15 protein-coding genes and 1 pseudogene are annotated in these 17,545 nt (G+C 63.6%); 5 read left to right on the top strand and 11 right to left on the bottom strand.

What is annotated here, in order from left to right; all coding sequences use genetic code 11:
- Positions 1–2: 2 nt before the first annotated feature.
- The 8 genes and pseudogenes from KO539_RS07110 to KO539_RS07080 form a co-directional block, all read right to left on the bottom strand.
- On the bottom strand, positions 3–2,474 hold the full coding sequence (locus tag KO539_RS07110; protein ID WP_219308080.1) for a TonB-dependent receptor: 2,472 nt from the start codon (positions 2,472–2,474) through the stop codon (positions 3–5).
- A gap of 95 nt (positions 2,475–2,569) precedes the next feature.
- Positions 2,570–3,214: a FecR domain-containing protein gene (locus KO539_RS30115; RefSeq protein WP_257626197.1), complete on the bottom strand. Its 645-nt coding sequence runs from the start codon at positions 3,212–3,214 to the stop codon at positions 2,570–2,572.
- 189 nt (positions 3,215–3,403) lie between these two features.
- Positions 3,404–3,886, bottom strand: a pseudogene (locus tag KO539_RS30110) (sigma-70 family RNA polymerase sigma factor); the annotation flags it as partial.
- 257 nt (positions 3,887–4,143) lie between these two features.
- Positions 4,144–5,274: a YbdK family carboxylate-amine ligase gene (locus KO539_RS07100; RefSeq protein ID WP_219308077.1), complete on the bottom strand. Its 1,131-nt coding sequence runs from the start codon at positions 5,272–5,274 to the stop codon at positions 4,144–4,146.
- Complete coding sequence (locus tag KO539_RS07095; RefSeq protein ID WP_034780723.1) at positions 5,275–6,462, bottom strand: cation:proton antiporter; 1,188 nt, start codon at positions 6,460–6,462, stop codon at positions 5,275–5,277.
- Positions 6,463–6,775: 313 nt separating this feature from the next.
- On the bottom strand, positions 6,776–7,945 hold the full coding sequence (locus KO539_RS07090) for a VWA domain-containing protein (RefSeq protein WP_035822189.1): 1,170 nt from the start codon (positions 7,943–7,945) through the stop codon (positions 6,776–6,778).
- Positions 7,939–8,577: a GNAT family N-acetyltransferase gene (locus tag KO539_RS07085; RefSeq protein WP_219308075.1), complete on the bottom strand. Its 639-nt coding sequence runs from the start codon at positions 8,575–8,577 to the stop codon at positions 7,939–7,941. The genes KO539_RS07090 and KO539_RS07085 overlap by 7 nt, the downstream gene beginning before the upstream one ends.
- A 9-nt stretch (positions 8,578–8,586) precedes the next feature.
- Positions 8,587–9,456, bottom strand: coding sequence for a MoxR family ATPase (locus KO539_RS07080; RefSeq protein WP_099376505.1), 870 nt, complete (start codon positions 9,454–9,456; stop codon positions 8,587–8,589).
- A gap of 233 nt (positions 9,457–9,689) precedes the next feature.
- Between KO539_RS07080 and KO539_RS07075 the strand changes: the two genes are divergently transcribed.
- Positions 9,690–10,019: a cytochrome c gene (locus KO539_RS07075; RefSeq protein WP_034746524.1), complete on the top strand. Its 330-nt coding sequence runs from the start codon at positions 9,690–9,692 to the stop codon at positions 10,017–10,019.
- Between the two features lie 11 nt (positions 10,020–10,030).
- Complete coding sequence (locus KO539_RS07070) at positions 10,031–10,372, top strand: cytochrome c (protein ID WP_219308073.1); 342 nt, start codon at positions 10,031–10,033, stop codon at positions 10,370–10,372.
- Positions 10,373–10,512: 140 nt separating this feature from the next.
- Here KO539_RS07070 and norR read toward each other — a convergent pair whose 3' ends face one another.
- The gene (gene norR / locus KO539_RS07065; RefSeq protein ID WP_219308071.1) at positions 10,513–12,069 is read right to left on the bottom strand and encodes a nitric oxide reductase transcriptional regulator NorR; all 1,557 of its coding nucleotides are present in this window, start codon (positions 12,067–12,069) and stop codon (positions 10,513–10,515) included.
- Between the two features lie 150 nt (positions 12,070–12,219).
- On the opposite strand from norR, the gene nirK reads away from it, so the two are divergent.
- Genes nirK through KO539_RS07050 form a run of 3 tightly spaced genes read left to right on the top strand, consistent with a single transcriptional unit; the run spans position 12,220 to position 16,688 of the window.
- Complete coding sequence (gene nirK, locus KO539_RS07060) at positions 12,220–13,686, top strand: copper-containing nitrite reductase (protein ID WP_219308069.1); 1,467 nt, start codon at positions 12,220–12,222, stop codon at positions 13,684–13,686.
- Positions 13,687–13,716: 30 nt separating this feature from the next.
- The gene (gene ytfE, locus KO539_RS07055; RefSeq protein WP_219308067.1) at positions 13,717–14,394 is read left to right on the top strand and encodes an iron-sulfur cluster repair protein YtfE; all 678 of its coding nucleotides are present in this window, start codon (positions 13,717–13,719) and stop codon (positions 14,392–14,394) included.
- 14 nt (positions 14,395–14,408) lie between these two features.
- Entirely contained in the window at positions 14,409–16,688 is a 2,280-nt protein-coding gene (locus KO539_RS07050; protein ID WP_219308065.1) for a nitric-oxide reductase large subunit, read from the top strand.
- Here the strand turns inward: KO539_RS07050 and KO539_RS07045 are convergent.
- Positions 16,685–17,107: a DUF1841 family protein gene (locus KO539_RS07045; protein ID WP_219308063.1), complete on the bottom strand. Its 423-nt coding sequence runs from the start codon at positions 17,105–17,107 to the stop codon at positions 16,685–16,687. The genes KO539_RS07050 and KO539_RS07045 overlap by 4 nt on opposite strands.
- A 226-nt stretch (positions 17,108–17,333) precedes the next feature.
- Complete coding sequence (locus tag KO539_RS07040; RefSeq protein ID WP_158301081.1) at positions 17,334–17,510, bottom strand: hypothetical protein; 177 nt, start codon at positions 17,508–17,510, stop codon at positions 17,334–17,336.
- Positions 17,511–17,545: the final 35 nt, after the last annotated feature.

The raw sequence follows: 17,545 nt of genomic DNA, 5'->3' as shown, positions 1-17,545 counted from the left end.
CGTTAAAACTTCGTACGCACGGTGAACATCACATTGCGCGGTTCGCCGTAAAAGCCCGTCTGGAACAGGCCCAGGCCCGTGAAGTACTTCTTGTCGAGCAGGTTGTTCACGTTGACGCTGGCCGTGACGTTCTTGCTGATTTCGTAGCGCGCCATCAGGTTGACCAGCGTATAGCTGCCCTGCTTGATGCGTGAATCGTCCTCGATGGCGGGATTCCAGATATTGCCGTAGTAGCTGCTTTGCCAGTTGATGCCGCCGCCGATGCTCAGCTTGTCCAGGCTGGCCGGCAGGCGCCACGTGCCCTGTACGCGCAGCAGGTGGGCAGGCTGCGTGGTTTGCAGCATGGTGGAAAAGACGTCCTTGCCATCCGCGTCGCGCACGTGGGTGTAGGTGTAGCCGGCGCTCAGCTTCACATCCTGCATCACGTCGCCCGTCACTTCCATTTCCACGCCGCGGCTGGTGATGCCCTCGATGGCCTTGAATACCTCCTCACCGTTGACTTGGCCCACGGAGCTGGCCACGTTGCTCTGGCGGATCTGGAACAGGGACGCGCTGGCATTGACCTTGCCATCCAAATATTCTGCCTTCACGCCCGCTTCAACACCCTTGCCGCGCACGGGTGACAGGAAGTTACGGTTCACGTCGCGGTTACTCTGCGGCGCGAAGATGCTGGTGTAGCTGCCGAACACGGAGTACGTCTTGTCGAGGTCATACACGACGCCCGCATACGGCGTGATGACGTTGTTTTCTTCGATGCGCGAGGTGATGCGCGCGGTCTTGGGATCGAAGAAAGTGCGGTCCTGCTCCTGCTTGTAGTTGCTCACGCGCGCACCGACGATGACCGACAGCGCGTCAACGGGACGCAGGCGCACGGCGCCATACAGGCCGCTCTGGCGCGTGCTGTCGTTGTCGTTCCCGAGGCGCTTGAACGCCGGTTCCGCGTACTGACCGCGCCAGTCAAAGTAACTGCCTTCCACGGGCGGGTAGAGCGATTCGTAGACGGGGCCATCCTGCTTTGCCGTCGAACTGGAATAGCCGAACATCGCTTCATGCCGGCGGCCGAAGGCCGTGAATGGCCCGCTGGCGTCCACGTTGACGGTGCTCTGGCGGCGGTCGCCCTTGTATTTTCCCATGTAGTAAAACGCGCCTGCGCCGGTGACAGGGTTGGGATTGCCGCCGCTGGCCGAACCGAGCACGCTGTCATGCTTGCTGCGCAGCTGGTTGGCGCTCAATGTCAGCTTCCACTCGTTGGCGAACGTATGTTCCAGCGACGTGAACAGGGTGGTGTTCTGCATGTCGCGGCGGCTCCAGTCCGTGGCCGGATTCCACGAAGTGGGGAAATCCGTGCGGGTGCCGTCGGACAGCAGCACGGGGAAACCCGTCCAGGTCGAGCCGCGCGGCTTGTAATCCTGGTGCGTGAAGCCGGCCGTCAGCAGAGTGACGGGTGTCAGGTCCGCCTCGATGAGGCCGTAGGCGACGGATTTTTGCTGCTTGTAGCGGTCCAGGTAGGAGTGTTTGTCCTGATAGGCGCCCACCAGGCGGCCGCGCACCGTGCGGCTGTCGTTCAGGGGGCCGGAGACATCGGCTTCGCCCCGGAAGTTGTCCCACGATCCCGCGCCCAGGGTGGCCGAACCCTCGAATTCGGCGGTGGGGCGCTTGCGCACCATGTTGACGGTGGCCGACGGGTCGCCCGAGCCGCTCATCAGGCCCGTCGCGCCTTTCAGCACTTCGATGCGGTCGTAGATGGCCATGTCACTGTTCGTCGTGCCCCAGTCGTAGACGCCATCATAGATGGCCGACACGCCGTCGTACTGGAAATTGGTGACGGCAAAGCCGCGCGCCTGGAAGCTCCAGCGGTCGCTGTCGTAGTTTTGCACGCTCACGCCATTGACGTTTTTCATGACGTCGGAGACGGCGTTGCTGTTCTGGTCATCCATCTGCTGGCGCGTGACGATGGTCAGCGACTGCGGCGTTTCGCGCTGCGTCAGGGACAGGCCCGTGGCGCCGCTGGCGGGGCCGCCCGTGTAGCTGCCCGTGCCGCTGGTGGAGGCGCTGCGCTCGGCCGCCGCCACCACGGTGACGCCGCCCATGACGGCCACACCGCGGCTGTCCGCCGTAGGGGCGCCAGCGCTGGCGGGAACCTTTTGCAGCAGGTAGCCGCCATTCGCCTGCGGCACGGCCTGCAGGCCGCTGCCGGCCAGCAGCACGCGGAAGCCGTCCTGCACGCCATAGTTGCCTTGCAGGCCGGCGCTGCGCAAGCCTTGCGTGGCATCGCTGGAAAACGACAGCAGGATGGCGCTGTCGCTGCCGAAGCGCGTCAGCACGTCGCCCAGCGCGCCGGCCGGAATGCTGTAGACGCGTACTTGCTGGCTTTGCGCCTGAGCGAATGCCGGCAGGGCCAGGGCCATGCCGATCTGCGACAGGGCGCATGCCAGGACGGTGCGGGTAAGGAGGGAACGCGAAGCGTGGTGCATGGAATAAAACCTTTCGTGGATGCGCAAGATGGAGACTGCCTATCTTCCAAGTCACGCGAGCACGCCGAAACAGCTCACTTTGCAGAAAATATTTTTCAGCGGGCCGCCAGTTCGATGCGCACCACCTGATGGCCCCAGAAGCGCGTGACGGTATTGCGCCGCAGTTGCAGGCTGGCGCTGACGGCGTCGAGGATGGCGCCCACATCGGCCAGCGGGTAGGAGCCGGAGACGCGCAGGCCGGCGACGGCGGGCGCGCAGGCCAGCGGATGGTCGCTGTAGCGAGACAGCTCGGCGAGGAAATCGGCCAGGCGCATGTCGCGCGCCACCAGCATGCCATTGAGCCACGCGCCGCCATATGGCGCCAGCGCCTGGCGGTGCGCACTCGTGTCGTCGAAATGCGCGCCTTCGCCGGGACGCAGCACCAGGCGCTGGGCGCCATCATCGGCCAGCACGGCGATGGCCCCTTCGAGCACGCCGGCGCTGGCATAGCCTTCGTGCAGGCGCACGGTGAAGCGCGTACCCAGCGCCTGCAGACTGCCATGCGGCGTGCTGACGAAGAAGGGCCGCTGTGCCGCATCCTTGCCGGTGGCGATGAAGATTTCACCGGCCAGCAAATGAATCTGGCGTTGTTCCGCGCTGTAGTCGATATTCACCGCGCTATTCGTGTTGAGCGTGAGTTGCGTGCCGTCGGTCAGGGTCACGACGCGGCGCTGGTTGACGGCCGTATGATAGTCGGCCATCCAGCCGCGCCATGGGCTGCGGCGCTCAAACGCATACAGCGAGGCGCCGCAGGCCAGCAGCAGGGCCAGCGTCTTGACGGCGTGGCGGCGCGGCGCATTCGCTTGCACGCAGGCGCGCAGCAGGGTCGCGTGCGCCGCGGACGGCAGATGCTCGTGCTGCATTTGCAGCTGCTGCCACGCCTGCGTGGCGCTGCCGGCCCGCTGCAGATGGCGTTTGACTGTCGCCAGCGAGATGCCGAGCTGGCGCGCGATGTCTTCCTGCGGCAGTTCGTCGAGCTGGCGTAGCAAAAAAGCCCGTTTCACGGCAGGCGGCAAGCCGTCGAGCATGCGGTCGAGTTCAAACACGGTGGCCAGCAGCAGCGCCCGGTCTTCGGGCGACGGTGTGTGCAGGGGCGGCAGTTGCGCCAGCACGTCGAGGTAAGCCTGTTCCAGCTTCTGGCGGCGGTAGTGGTTGAACAGCACGCGCTGCGCGACGGTGGCGAGCAAGGCGCGCGGCTCGCGCGCGGCGACGGCGTCTTCGCGGTCAAGCAGGCGCACGAAGGTGTCCTGCGCCACATCGGCCGCGCACGCCGTGCTGCCCAGCTTCTTGCGCAACCACCCCTGCAGCCAGCCGTGGTGGTCGGCATACAGTGTCGCGATGTCCTGGCGTTGTAGCGGCTCTGCCAGCGGCATCGCGTTCCCCTTGCATGGCCGGCCCGGGTGGGCTGGTGTTTTTAAACAATAATAAGAATCATTCTCACTTATTGTAACAAGCGGGGGTGGGGGCTGTAAATGACGGGCAGGCGCGGTGTGGTTTTTTGGGTTGAGTGGCGGGTAGGTCGGATTAGCGCGCAAGCGCGTAATCCGACGCCACCACCGGCGCTAACGATGTTGTCGGATTACGCGGCGTGCCGCCGCTAATCCGACCTACGTTACCAGGCAGAGCAACGTCAGTAGTTCATCGGCTCGCCGCGAAAACATCTGATCGCCGAATCAACCATGCCCTCGGCGCTGCCCTGCACATTGCGCTGCTTGCGCAGGTATTGCGCGTCGCTCCATTGCTTGGCCACGTCCGACAGGTGTTTCAGCGCTGGCGTGCTGCCCAGCGCCTCGGCGTGCGGTTCCATCTTGCGCAGGGTGGTCATGATGTCTTCGCGCAGCGACATCGTTTCGTAGGTTTTCGGATGCGTGATGGCGCCGTCGAGGCCGAAGCGGCAAGCCTGGAAGCGGTTGTAGTTATATACGAGGTAATCGTCTTCCACCGGCGGCACCTCCTTGCGTTCGAGCAGGTAGCGGCACAGCGCCTGCAGGTAGGCGGCCAGCGCGGCGGCCCGTTCCACCGTCAGCGGCGTGTCGCACACGCGCAGTTCGATGGTGCCGAATTCCGGCTTGGGACGGATATCCCAGTAAAAATCCTTCATGCTCTTGATGATGCCCGTGTTCTCCATCTTGGCGAAATACTCGTTGGAGAACTGGTCCCAGCTCAAGGTAAACGGCGCGCGCCCGCTCATGGGAAACGCGAACACGGAGTTCAGGCGCGCCGAGTCGAACAGGGTGTCGCGTCCCTGCACGTAGGGCGAGGACGCCGACAGGGCGATGAAGTGGGGGATGTAGCGGTTCAGCGAATGCAGCAGGAACATGGCGTCGTCGCCCGAGGCGCAGCCGATGTGCACGTGCTGGCCGAAGATGGTGAACTGCTTGGCCAGGTAGCCGTACAGTTCCGAAATCTCCTGGAAGCGGGGCTTGGAAAAGATCTTTTGCGACGACCATTGCTGGAACGGGTGCGTGCCGCCGCCCGCGATGCCGATATTGAGCTTGTCGCCGGCCGTGATCAGGGTGTCGCGGATTTCCTGCAACTGCGCCAGCAGCGGGCCGTGATGCGTGTGCACGCTCGAGTTAATCTCGATCATGCTCTCGGTGATTTCCGGCGTGACGTTGCCGGGGAACGGTTTCTTGTTCAGCAGATGCAGCAGGTCGGGGCTGGCGGCCGTCAAATCATAGTCCGACAGGTTCACCAGTTGCAGTTCGAGTTCGACGCCGAAGGTCAGCGCGGCCGATTGGCCAAAGGGTTCCAGCGGCATTTAGCGCTCCTTGATTTCGTGGGTTTCTTTGGCCAGCATCAGCACGCGCTGCACCAGCACGGGGCCGACCAGTTCCAGGCCCAGGGTGATGGCGGCCAGGGCGTTCAATTCGTCGCCGAAGTTCACGCCATGCTGGCGCGCGTGCTCGAGCAGCAGGATGATGAAGACGGAGACGGGCGTCAGCGCCACGCCCGTCAGCACGCCCTTGCGCCAGGAAATGCCGCTCACGTGCGAAAACGCGGCCACGCCAACGACCTTCGTCAGCAAGCGTCCGCCGACGACGGCCAGGGCCAGGCCCGCGCCGGCTGCCACGCTGGCCCATTCCAGGGTCGATGCGGCATATACGAACAGCAGCACCGTCAGCAGCTCGCCCAGCGCGCCGAAATTGCGCTGCGCCTGGCTGAAGGCGACACGACGGTGGCGCGCCACCAGGCCGAAGGTGAGCGTGGCCAGGAGCGGCGACAGGCTGGTGGTGTAGGTCAGGGCGACGAGCAGCATCACCGACAGCGCGAAGGCCACGGTGGCGTCCTGCGCCATGTTGCCCAGGCGGCGCAGCATGGCCGGCACGACGATGCCGAAGACGGTGCCGGCGGCCACCGAGGCGGCCAGCACGGCGGCGCTGCTGCTGCTTGCCTCAATCAGGTCGGTGGAACTCTGGAACATCCAGAAGCCGACGATGATGTTGAACGTGAAGACGGCCAGCACGCAATTCAATGCGGTGAGGTGGACGATGCGTTCCGTGACCTGGCCCGAGCTGCGTTCCTCGTTGATGACGCGCATGATGGTGGCCGGCGAGGTGGACATGGCGAGCGATGCCAGCAGCAGCGCCGTCATCGAGGTGCTGCCGAATTCGATGCCGATGAAGTAGACGACGGCAAAGGTCAGCAAGGATTCAACCAGGCCCGTGACGGCGATCCACGGGTTGTTCTTCAGCCAGCGCAGGTTGATGCGGTAGCCGACTTCGAACAGGATCAGGCCGAAGGCGACGTCGGCCAGCACCAGCATGGGGCCGGCGTCCGTCTGCGGCAGGATGCCCACCTGCGTCTGGGCGAGAACGAAACCGATCACGCCGTAAAAACTGATGCGCGGCAGGCCAGTCCAGCGGTGGCCGAATTCGCCCACCACCCAGGCCAGGGTGATGGCGAACGGCCAGGACAGGTCGGCGGCGATCGAGATCAGACTTTGCATGCTCATTCCTTTGAAAATGGCGCTGGCACCGGCCGGCAGCACGGGGGCTGGCGCGGCAATGTCGTGGTGCAGCGGTGGTGCATGGTTTGCGCAGAGCGATGCGCCGATTCTACCGGAGCAGAAGGCGCGCACGATGTGCGCAATCGAACAGTGTCGCGGCCATGGCGGCCGCGCACAGGATGCAGCAGGGTAGGGCAGGGCTGGTATCAGCGTATGGTACCCGCCCGCAGCGGAGATGTTCCGCACTGTAGTGCCGTGTCGCAGTGTACGGCATGGCGGCCCCCTGCCGCCATGGACTTTTTGTTGCGCTTTTTTATTTACTGAGCAGACGCATGCCCCGTTCCAGCCCGTCGATCGACAGGGGGAACATACGGTTGTTCATCAACTGCCGCATCACGCCGATCGACTGGCGGTATTGCCACAATCCTTCCGATTCGGGATTGAGCCAGATGAATTTCGGGAACGCCTGGGTAAAGCGCGCCAGCCACGTCGATCCCGCTTCCTCGTTGTTGTATTCGACGCTGCCGCCCGGCTGCAGGATTTCATAGGGGCTCATGGTGGCGTCGCCGACGAAAATCAGCTTGGTGTCGGGCGGGTATTTGCGCAGCACGTCCCAGGTGGGGAAGCGTTCGGCGTTGCGGCGCCGGTTGTTCTTCCACAAATAATCGTAGACGCAGTTATGGAAGTAAAAGAACTCCATGTTCTTGAATTCCGTCTTCGCCGCCGAAAACAGTTCTTCGGTGCGCTCGATATGGTCGTCCATGCTGCCGCCCACGTCGAGCAGCATCAGCACCTTGATGCGGTTCTTGCGTTCGGGCCGCATCCTGATGTCGAGGTAGCCCGCATTGTTCGCCGTGGCGGCGATGGTGGCGTCCAGCGCCAGTTCGTCTTCCGCGCCTTCGCGCGCGAACTTGCGCAGGCGGCGCAAGGCCACCTTGATGTTGCGCGTGCCCAGTTCGCGCTCGCCGTCGTAATCCTTGTAGCTGCGCGCTTCCCATACCTTGACGGCCGTGCGGTTGCCGCCCTTGCCGCCGATGCGGATGCCTTCCGGATTCGTGCCGCCATTGCCGAACGGTGAAGTGCCACCCGTGCCGATCCACTTGCTGCCGCCTTCGTGGCGCTCCTTCTGTTCCTTCAGCAGTTCATTGAGGCGGTCCATCAGCTTGTCGTAGCCGAATTTTTCCAGCTGCGCCTTCTGCTCCTCGGACAGCTCGCGCTGCATGCGTTTCAGCAGCCAGTCGAGGGGAATCGCCGCGTTCGTGTCGAAGGCGGCGTTGACGCCCTTGAAGTACTGCGCAAACGCGCGGTCGAACTTGTCGAAATGGGCTTCATCCTTGACCAGGGTCAGGCGCGCCAGATAGTAAAAATCGTCCATCGAGGCGCCGATGACGTTCTTTTGCAGCGCTTCAAGCAGGGTCAGAAATTCCTTGATCGAGACGGGAATCTTCGCATCCTTGAGCGTGAAGAAGAAGTCGATCAGCATGGCGCGGACTCCCCCGTGCGGGGCAGTGCGGCGATGGGGCGCTGCGCCAGCTTGTAGCGCAAATGGGCTGCAATTTCCGGCCACTCGCCGCGCGTGATGCTGTACATGACCGTGTCGCGCACGGTGCCGTCGCGGCGCAGCGCATGGTGGCGCAGCACGCCATCCTTTTTCGCGCCCAGGCGTTCGATGGCCGCCTGCGAGGCGTGGTTGAAATTATCGGTGCGCAGGCCCACCAGCGCACAGCCCAGCGTGTCGAAGGCGTGCGTCAGCAGCAGCAATTTGCAGGTGGTGTTGACGTGGCTGCGCTGGCAGCGCTTCGCATACCAGGTGTAGCCGATTTCCAGGCGTTTGATCTCCGGCACCACGTCGTGGTAGCTGGTGGTGCCCAGCACCTCACCGCTGGCCACATCGATGACGGCAAAGGCGAAGCGCGAAGGGCGCATCTCGATGCCCTTGAAAATGTACTGGTCGACCTGGTCCGGCTCGGGCACGGAGGTGACGCGCAAGTTCCATAGCTCGCCATCCATGGCCGCCGCGCGCAAGCCGGCCGCATGGTGCGGCGCCAGCGCTTCGAGACGGATGCCGTGCAGTTCCAGGGGGACGAAGACTTTGTCCGGGCTGATGTCGTTCACCGGCGCTCCTTAGCGGTTGGTGCGCGACATGAACATCAGGCGCTCGAACAGGTGCACGTCTTGCTCATTTTTCAGCAGCGCGCCGTGCAGCGGCGGCACGACGGCCTTGTTGTCCTTGCTGCGCAGCGCTTCGACCGGGATGTCTTCGGCCAGCAGGAGCTTGAGCCAGTCGAGGAATTCCGACGTCGACGGTTTCTTCTTCAGGCCCGGCACGTCGCGCACTTCATAGAAGGTTTGCAGCGCCTGCGCCAGCAATTCCTGTTTCAGGTGCGGGTAGTGGACGGCGACGATCTGCTCCATCGTGTCCTTGTCCGGGAATTTGATGTAATGGAAGAAGCAGCGGCGCAAAAAGGCGTCCGGCAATTCCTTCTCGTTGTTCGAGGTGATGATGACGAGCGGACGATGGCGCGCCGTGACCATTTCGCGCGTCTCGTAGACATAGAATTCCATGCGGTCCAGTTCGCGCAGCAGGTCGTTCGGGAATTCGATGTCGGCCTTGTCGATTTCATCGATCAGTAGCACCACCGGTTCAGGCGCCGTGAAGGCCTGCCACAGCACGCCCTTGACGATGTAGTTCTGGATGTCGCGCACGCGCTCGTCGCCCAGCTGCGAATCGCGCAGGCGCGACACGGCATCGTATTCGTACAGGCCCTGCTGCGCCTTGGTGGTCGATTTGATATGCCATTGCATCAGCGGCATGTTCAGCGCGGCGGCCACTTCCTCGGCCAGCATGGTCTTGCCCGTGCCCGGCTCGCCCTTGATCAGCAGCGGGCGTTGCAGGGTCAGCGCCGCATTCACGGCCAGTTTCAGGTCGGCGGTGGCGACATAGCTGTCGGAACCTTCGAAGCGTTGGCCTTGCTGGGTGTGCTGTGCTTGCATGAGCGGTCTGCCAAAGTAGGGAAATGGTGAGTATAAACAGAACTGTGGCGCACTGCCACGCGGGCGGCCTGTGCCTGCCTGCCTACAATGCGGGTTTTATAGGTGGACTTGCAAGAATATCTTGGCTAGAATCGGCAAGCAGCAGATTAATTGTCAATCTTAATTGTCAACTCATAAAATCAATAAAAACCAGCTCTGGCGTTTCTCCGATTACCTTTGTTCACATTGCCACTATGAAAAAAATATTTGCACTTCTCGTGCTTGCCGGCATAGCAAATGCCGTCACAGCGGCTGACATTGTAGGAAACGCCAAGGCAGCCCCTGCCAAGGTGGAAATGTGTATCGGCTGCCACGGCATCCCCGGTTACAAGGCAACCTTCCCTGAAGTATTCCAGGTGCCGATGATCGGCGGCCAGCCGGCAAAATATATCGAGAATGCGCTGCAAGCCTACAAGAAGGGCGACCGCAAACACCCCAGCATGAAGGGCATCGCCAGCAGCCTGTCGGACCAGGATATCGCCGATGTCGCCGCGTATTATGCGCAACAAGCCAAGACGAACTGAGGACCAGCCCGATGAAAAAATTACTCGCCGCCCTCGTTTGCGCCACCGTCTCGTTTTCCGCCAGCGCCGCCGGCAATATCAACACAGGTAAAGCCCTGGCCGAAAAATACAGCTGCGCCACCTGCCACGGCAAGGATTACGGTTCGCCCATCGACCCGTCGTACCCGAAACTGGCGGGCCAGCACAAGGATTACCTGGAACACGCCCTGACCGCGTATAAACGGGGCGACAAGCCCAACGGCCGCAACAACGCCATCATGACGGGCCAGGTAAAACCGCTGAGCAACCAGGACATCAAGGACCTGGCCGCCTACTTCCACAGCCTGCCGAGCAGCCTGGTGACCCACCGCTGAGTTGTAGCGCCGGATTGATTGGTTGTTCTGACACCTGACAAAACCGTAGCGAGCGGAAGGGAGAGGCGGCCGAGACGCGGAACTGTGCTGAAGCACAGTGAGCATCGCAGGTTGCCTATACCGACGCGCAGTAGGTTTGGTTAGGTGTTCTTCAGTCCGACGCGGCGCGCCAGCTTATGTAAATTGCTGGCGTCGAGTCCCAATTGCCGCGCGGCGGCGGCCCAGTTATCCTGATGCAGGACCAGCGCTTGCCGGATGGCCTGGCGCTGGCTCGCTTCCACGATCTGATGCATCGATAGCGGCGATGCCGCCGGCGTGCCGCACGCTGGCGCCAGCGGCAGCGCGTCCGTGCCGGCCGGCGCTTCCAGCGCATCGAGGTCGAGCATATCCGTTTCCAGGGTCACGATATCCTTGCGGTCCGCGCCGCGGATCACGGCTTTCAGCGCGGCCCGGCTGATCACATGTTCCAATTCGCGCACGTTGCCCGGCCAGCGGTAATGGCACAAGGCGTTTTCCGCCGCGGCGGACAGGCGCAGGCTGCGCAAGCCCAGGCGCGCGCGATTGAGCTCAAGGAAACCACCGGCCAGCAGCAGCACGTCATTGCCCCGCTCGCGCAGCGGCGGAATCGGCACGGGATACACGGATAAACGGTGATACAGGTCGGCGCGGAACGAGCCGTCGCGCACATGTTCGCGCAGGCTGCGGTTGGTGGCGGCGATCACGCGCACGTTGACGCGGCGCGGCCGATCCGCGCCCAGGCGCTGGATTTCGCCATTTTGCAAGGTGCGCAGCAGCTTGGCCTGTATCGACAATGGCAATTCCCCCACTTCATCGAGAAACAGGGTGCCCCCTTCGGCCGCCTCGAAACGCCCGGGCCGGTCGCTGACGGCGCCGGAAAACGCACCGCGCACATGGCCGAACAATTCGCTTTCGGCCAGGGACTCGGGCAAGGCCGCGCAATTGACGTGGATTAAAGGCTTGCCGGCGCGGCGCGACAGCCGGTGCAGGCGGTGCGCGCACAGCTCCTTGCCCACGCCCGTTTCTCCCAGCAGCAGCACGGGCAGTTCGGAATCGGCCACCACCTGCAATTCGTGCAGCAAGTGCATGATGGCGCTGCTTTGTCCCACGAAATCGTGTTCCTCGCGCGGCGCCTGCGCATCGGCCAGCATGGCGCCGCCCGACAGGCGCAGGGCGCGGATTTCCGTCTCCAGGCGGGTCACGCGCACGGCCGCCTCGATGGCGCAGGCCAGCTCGCCCAGGTCGCGCTGCGCCTGCGTATCGAAGGTGCCCACCTGCAGCGCGTCGAGCGTGATCACGCCCCAGCGTTCGCCTTCCAGGTCCAGCGCCATGCCCATGCAGTCGTGCACGGGCAGCGGTTCGCCGGCCCGCTCGGCGATCAGGCCATCGTAGGGATCGGGCAGGGAGCTGTCGTGATGGAAGCACAGCACGCCGCGCCGCTGCAGGATGGCGGCCAGGCGCGGATGGTCGGCGACGGCGAAGCGGCGTCCCAGCGCATCGCTGGCCAGGCCGGCCATCGCCACGGGGCGCAGGTGTTCGCCGTCGATTTTCAGCAAGGCCACGGCCTCGCAGCCGAAGTGCGCGCGCAGGCTGCCGACGAGTCGTTGCAGGCGCACGGCCACGGGCAGGTCGGCGACCAGGTCGGTCAGTAACAGCAGGTGGATGGCGGTGGTGGTCATAAGTACCATACAGGGTACAACGGACCACGTCCAAAGAGGGTCATACCGACCCTGCATTTTTCAAATCGTTGATTTAAAACAAGTTTTTCCTGGCACACGGATTGCCTAGGTAAGGGTGCCGAACCGGCATACAAGACCAAGGAAAGCTTGATGAAAACGACTCCCTCCCTCCGCGCCATCGCCGCCGCCGTCTGCGTACTGGCCATGCCCCTGTCCGTGCAAGCCCAGGCGAGCCTGCCGGCCAGCGCCGCCGCCACCGCCGCCAAACCCGCTACCGCTGCGGTCAAGCGCTATGAACTGCAAACCAATATCGTCGACGGCAAGATGGTGTTCATCGATGCCAAGGGCCAGGTCAACCCCGTGCTGGCGGCCAAGGTGGGCGACACGGTGGAACTCGTGCTGAAAAGCGGCGAAGGCGCCGAGCACGATCTGCTGATCCCGGAACTGAACGTCGCATCCGCCAAGTTCAGCGCCAATAGCGGCAGCACCACCGTGCGCTTCAAGGTCACGCGCGCCGGCACGTTCACCTATTACTGTTCGATCCCCGGTCACCGCCAGATCGGCATGGAAGGCAAGCTCGAAGTGAGCGGCACGTCGCTGGCCGAGACGGCGGCACCGAAGGCCGCCAGCGAGTCGAGCCAGGCCGCAGCGCTGGCCCTGTACACGCCCGCACCGTCGCCGATGCGCGGTCCCGATCCTTCGGCCGTCAACGTGGCGGCCAATCCGGCCTCCGTACCGTCCGCCATCGGCGCGCGCGCGCCGCAAACCCTGAAATACCGGATGGAGACGGTGGAACTGCCGGGCAAGCTCGATGACGGCACCAGTTTTACCTACTGGACTTTCAATCGCCAGGTGCCCGGCCCCATGCTGCGCGCGAAGGTGGGCGACACGGTGGAACTGACCCTGTTCAACGCCAAGGACAGCAAGATGATCCACTCGATCGACCTGCACGCCGTGACGGGCGGCCATGGCGGCGGACAGCATACGCAGGTGGCGCCGGGGCAGGAAAAAACCGTCACCTTCAAGGCGCTCAATCCCGGCCTGTTCGTGTACCACTGCGCCACGCCGCTGGTGCCGCAGCATATCGCGGCCGGCATGTACGGCATGATCCTGGTCGAACCGGAAGGCGGCCTGTCGAAAGTCGACCGCGAGTACTACGTGATGCAGGGCGAGATGTACACGGGCCGTCCGCACGGCGCCCCCGTGCACCAGGAGCCGAACCTGGAAAAAATGGCGAATGAGCTGCCCGACTACTACGTCTTCAATGGCGAAGTGGGCGCCCTGAGCAAGACGCACAAACTGCAGGCGAAAGTCGGCGAGACGGTGCGCATCTATTTCGGCGTCGGCGGCCCGAACAAGATTTCATCGTTCCACATCATCGGCGAGATCTTCGACAAGGTGTACAGCGAAGGCTCGATCAGCAGCCCGAAACACGACGTGCAAACGACGCTCGTGGCGCCGGGCGGCGCGACCATCGTCGAACTCAAGGTACAGCACCCTGGCAGCTATCTGCTGGTCGACCATGCGCTGTCGCGCGCAGGCAAGGGCGCCGTGGGCGTGCTGGAAGTGACTGGCGAAGCCGTGCCCGGCGTCTACCACGCGGGCGCCGTTCAATAACACCACCACATTCATCATCAAGGAGTATCTATGGAACTGATCGAACAATCCCTGGGCCAGCTGGCCCGCCGCATCCCCGGCGCCACGCGCCTGTTCGATGCGCACCGCCTGGATTTCTGCTGCGGCGGCAACAAGACATTGCGCGCGGCGGCCGAAGCGGCCGGCGTGGACACGGCGCCCATCGTCAAGGAACTGAAACTGCTGGCAGGACGGACTGACGCCAGCGGCGAGCGTGACTGGCAGGAGGCCTCGGCCACCGAACTGGTGGAGCACATCCTGGCGCGCTACCACGCCGTGCACCGCGAGCAGCTGCCCGAGCTGATACGCCTGGCGCGCAAGGTCGAGCAGGTGCATGGCGACCGAGCCGACTGTCCGCACGGGCTGGCCGAACACCTGTCGGCCATGGCGCAGGAGCTGGAAAGCCATATGCGCAAGGAAGAAGACGTGCTGTTCCCCATGATCGTGCGCGGCCAGGGCCCCCGGGCCGGCGCACCGATCAACGTGATGCGCATGGAGCACGACGACCACGGCGTGGCCTTGCGCGCGATGGAGGCGATGACGAACGACATCACCGCACCTGGCGGCGCCTGCACCACCTGGCGCGCGCTGTACACGGGCTTGCGCACCTTCCGCGAGGACCTGATGGCGCATATCCATACTGAAAACAATATCCTGTTCGAGCGCTTTGCGCCGGCCGTGGTGCACTGACAAAGGAAAGACCCATGGGTCCGTATAAAAAACTCTGGTTCACCCTGATCGGTGTGCTGATCGTGACGTTTTCGCTGCTCGGCTACTACGGCACGGAAGTCTACCGGCAGGCGCCGCCGATTCCCGCGCAAGTGCTGGCGCAGGATGGCCGGCAGCTGTTCGACCGCGAGGGCATCCTCGATGGCCAGACGGCCTGGCAATCGGTCGGCGGCATGCAGCTCGGTTCCATCTGGGGCCACGGCGCCTACCAGGCGCCCGACTGGACGGCCGACTGGCTGCACCGCGAACTGACGGCCTGGCTGGAACTGGCCGCGCAAGAGCAGCATGGCAAGGCGTACGCGGCGCTCGACGGCCCCGCGCAGGCGGCGCTGCGCGAAGCGCTCAAGCTGGAATACCGGGGCAACCGCACCGATGATGCGCAAGTGCTGCGCCTGTCGCCGCGCCGCGTGCAAGCGATTGCCAACACGGCGCACTACTACGACCAGCTGTTCTCCGACGCGCCGGCGCTGCACGCCAGCCGAGAGCATTTCGCCATGAAGGAAAACACCCTGCCCAGCGCCGAGCGGCGCGCGCAGATGACGCAGTTCTTCTTCTGGACGGCGTGGGCCGCCGCCACCGAGCGTCCTGGCCAGAAAGTAACCTACACGAACAACTGGCCGCATGAACCGCTGATCGGCAACCAGCCCAGCGGCGAAAACCTCGTCTGGTCCGTTGCCAGCGTGGTGGTGCTGCTGGCCGGCGTGGGCTTCCTCGTCTGGGGCTGGGCTTTCTTGCGCGACCACGACGAAGCGCTGCCGGCCGCCGGCCCGCGCGACCCGCTCACCACGTTCGCGCTGACGCCTTCGCAGCGGGGACTGGGAAAATATCTGTTTCTGGTGGTGGCGCTGTTTACCTTCCAGGTCTTCATCGGCGGCTTTACGGCGCACTACACGGTGGAAGGGCAGCAGTTCTACGGCGTCGACGTGTCGCGCTGGTTCCCGTATGCGCTCACGCGCACCTGGCATATCCAGGCCGCGCTGTTCTGGATCGCCACGGGCTTCCTGGCCGCCGGCCTGTTCCTCGCGCCCCTGATCAATGGCGGCAAGGATCCCAAGTGGCAGCGCCTCGGCGTCGACGTGCTGTTCTGGGCCCTCGTCGCGGTCGTCGTCGGTTCGTTCATCGGCAACTACCTGGCCATCGCGCAAGTGATGCCGCCCGAGTGGAATTTCTGGCTGGGGCACCAGGGTTATGAATATGTGGACCTGGGACGCTTGTGGCAGATCGGTAAATATATCGGCATCCTGCTGTGGCTCGTGCTGATGCTGCGCGGCGTCGTGCCGGCCCTGCGCAAGCCGGGCGGCGACAAGAACCTGCTGGCGCTCTTGACCGCATCCGTCGGCGCCATCGGCCTGTTTTACGGCGCCGGCCTGTTCTACGGCGAGCGCACGCACCTGTCCGTGATGGAGTACTGGCGCTGGTGGGTGGTGCACCTGTGGGTGGAAGGCTTCTTCGAAGTGTTCGCCACGACGGCGCTGGCCTTCATCTTTTCGACCCTGGGCCTGGTGTCGGTGCGCATGGCCACGACGGCCAGCCTGGCGTCGGCCTCGCTGTTCATGCTGGGCGGGATACCCGGCACCTTCCACCACCTGTACTTCGCCGGCACCACCACGCCCGTGATGGCCATCGGCGCGAGCTTCAGCGCGCTGGAAGTGGTGCCGTTGATCGTGCTGGGGCATGAAGCGTGGGAAAACTGGCGCTTGAAGGAGCGCGCGCCGTGGATGGAGCAGTTGCGCTGGCCCATGATGTGTTTTGTCGCCGTCGCCTTCTGGAACATGCTGGGCGCCGGCGTGCTGGGCTTCATGATCAACCCGCCCGTGGCCTTGTACTATATCCAGGGCTTGAACACGACCCCCGTGCATGCGCATGCGGCGCTGTTTGGCGTGTACGGTTTCCTGGCGCTGGGCTTTACCTTGCTGGTGCTGCGCTATCTGCGGCCCGACTACCGCTTCAGCCCTGCCTTGATGAAGACGGCGTTCTGGGGCTTGAATGCGGGACTGGTGCTGATGATCTTTACCAGCTTGCTGCCGATTGGCATCATCCAGTTCCACGCCAGCGTGACGGAAGGCCTGTGGTATGCGCGCAGCGAGGCATTCATGCAGCAGCCGCTGTTGCAGAACCTGCGCTGGATACGCACCTTCGGCGACGTGGTCTTCATCGTCGGCGCGGTGGCCATGGCGCTGCAGGTGGTGCTGGGGTTGATGGGCAAGGCGCCGAAAGCACCTGTACTGCAGCCGCAGGCGGTGCGGCCCGGTTAACGCCTGCGGACGCAGTCGATGTACGCATCCGTATCGGGCGGCAAACCCGAGCGTTGCGAAGCCCAGATCATCTGGCCCAGGCATTCCATCACTTCGTGCTGGGCGGCATGGGCCGAATCGAGGCGCTGGGTCAGCTGCTGGACGGCCGGGCGGATGCCGCGCGGCTGGTCCACCTGCACCTGCTCCGTGATCGACAGATGCATGGACAGGTGCAAGAACGGATTGGCTTGCCCCCCTTCGACGGAATAGTCGCGCGCCAGCGCCGCTTCGACGTCGCTCAGCTCGTTTTCATACTCGGGATGTTCGAGGATCCAGTCGAGCGCGATGGCTTCCATCGGCGTGAGGATGTCATGGGCGCGGTGCTTGCGCAAGGTGTCGCAAAAGAAACGGCGCACATCGTTGGAAGAGGGGTTGAACATGGCTGAAGGACTATGGCTAAAGGGCAGCCGGCATTGTACCGCGTACATAAATAAAGGGCATCGAGGATGCCCTTTTTGCCGTCTGGTGGCCGCTTTCGTGACCCGATAGTCACCTCAATTTAATACCCTGCAGTAAGTATTATCCACTACCGCCACGGCCCGGCGGCGCCAAATAACGGTGATAAAATCGCCGCTCTTGATATTTGCACTGGACATGACGGCGATTTTATTGCCATTCCCCTGTTTCCATTGCCCGCACCTTTGCCACCAGATATTGCTCCAGGGATATCCCGGAGCGCGGCAGCATGCCTATCACCATCGACTTGACCTGTCCGGCCGCCCTGGCGTTCCGGCTGGCTGTTTGCATTTCATACAGCGATGGTGCCGCCACGGTGGCGCGCAAGAATCATCCTTCAGTATTCATAAACGGAGTTACGT

It is taken from the genome of Janthinobacterium sp. NKUCC06_STL, from assembly GCF_019345455.1.
GTDB lineage: Bacteria > Pseudomonadota > Gammaproteobacteria > Burkholderiales > Burkholderiaceae_D > Janthinobacterium > Janthinobacterium rivuli.
The sequence above is the reverse complement of the archived record's forward strand: the minus strand, read 5'-3'. Positions and strand labels throughout refer to the sequence as shown.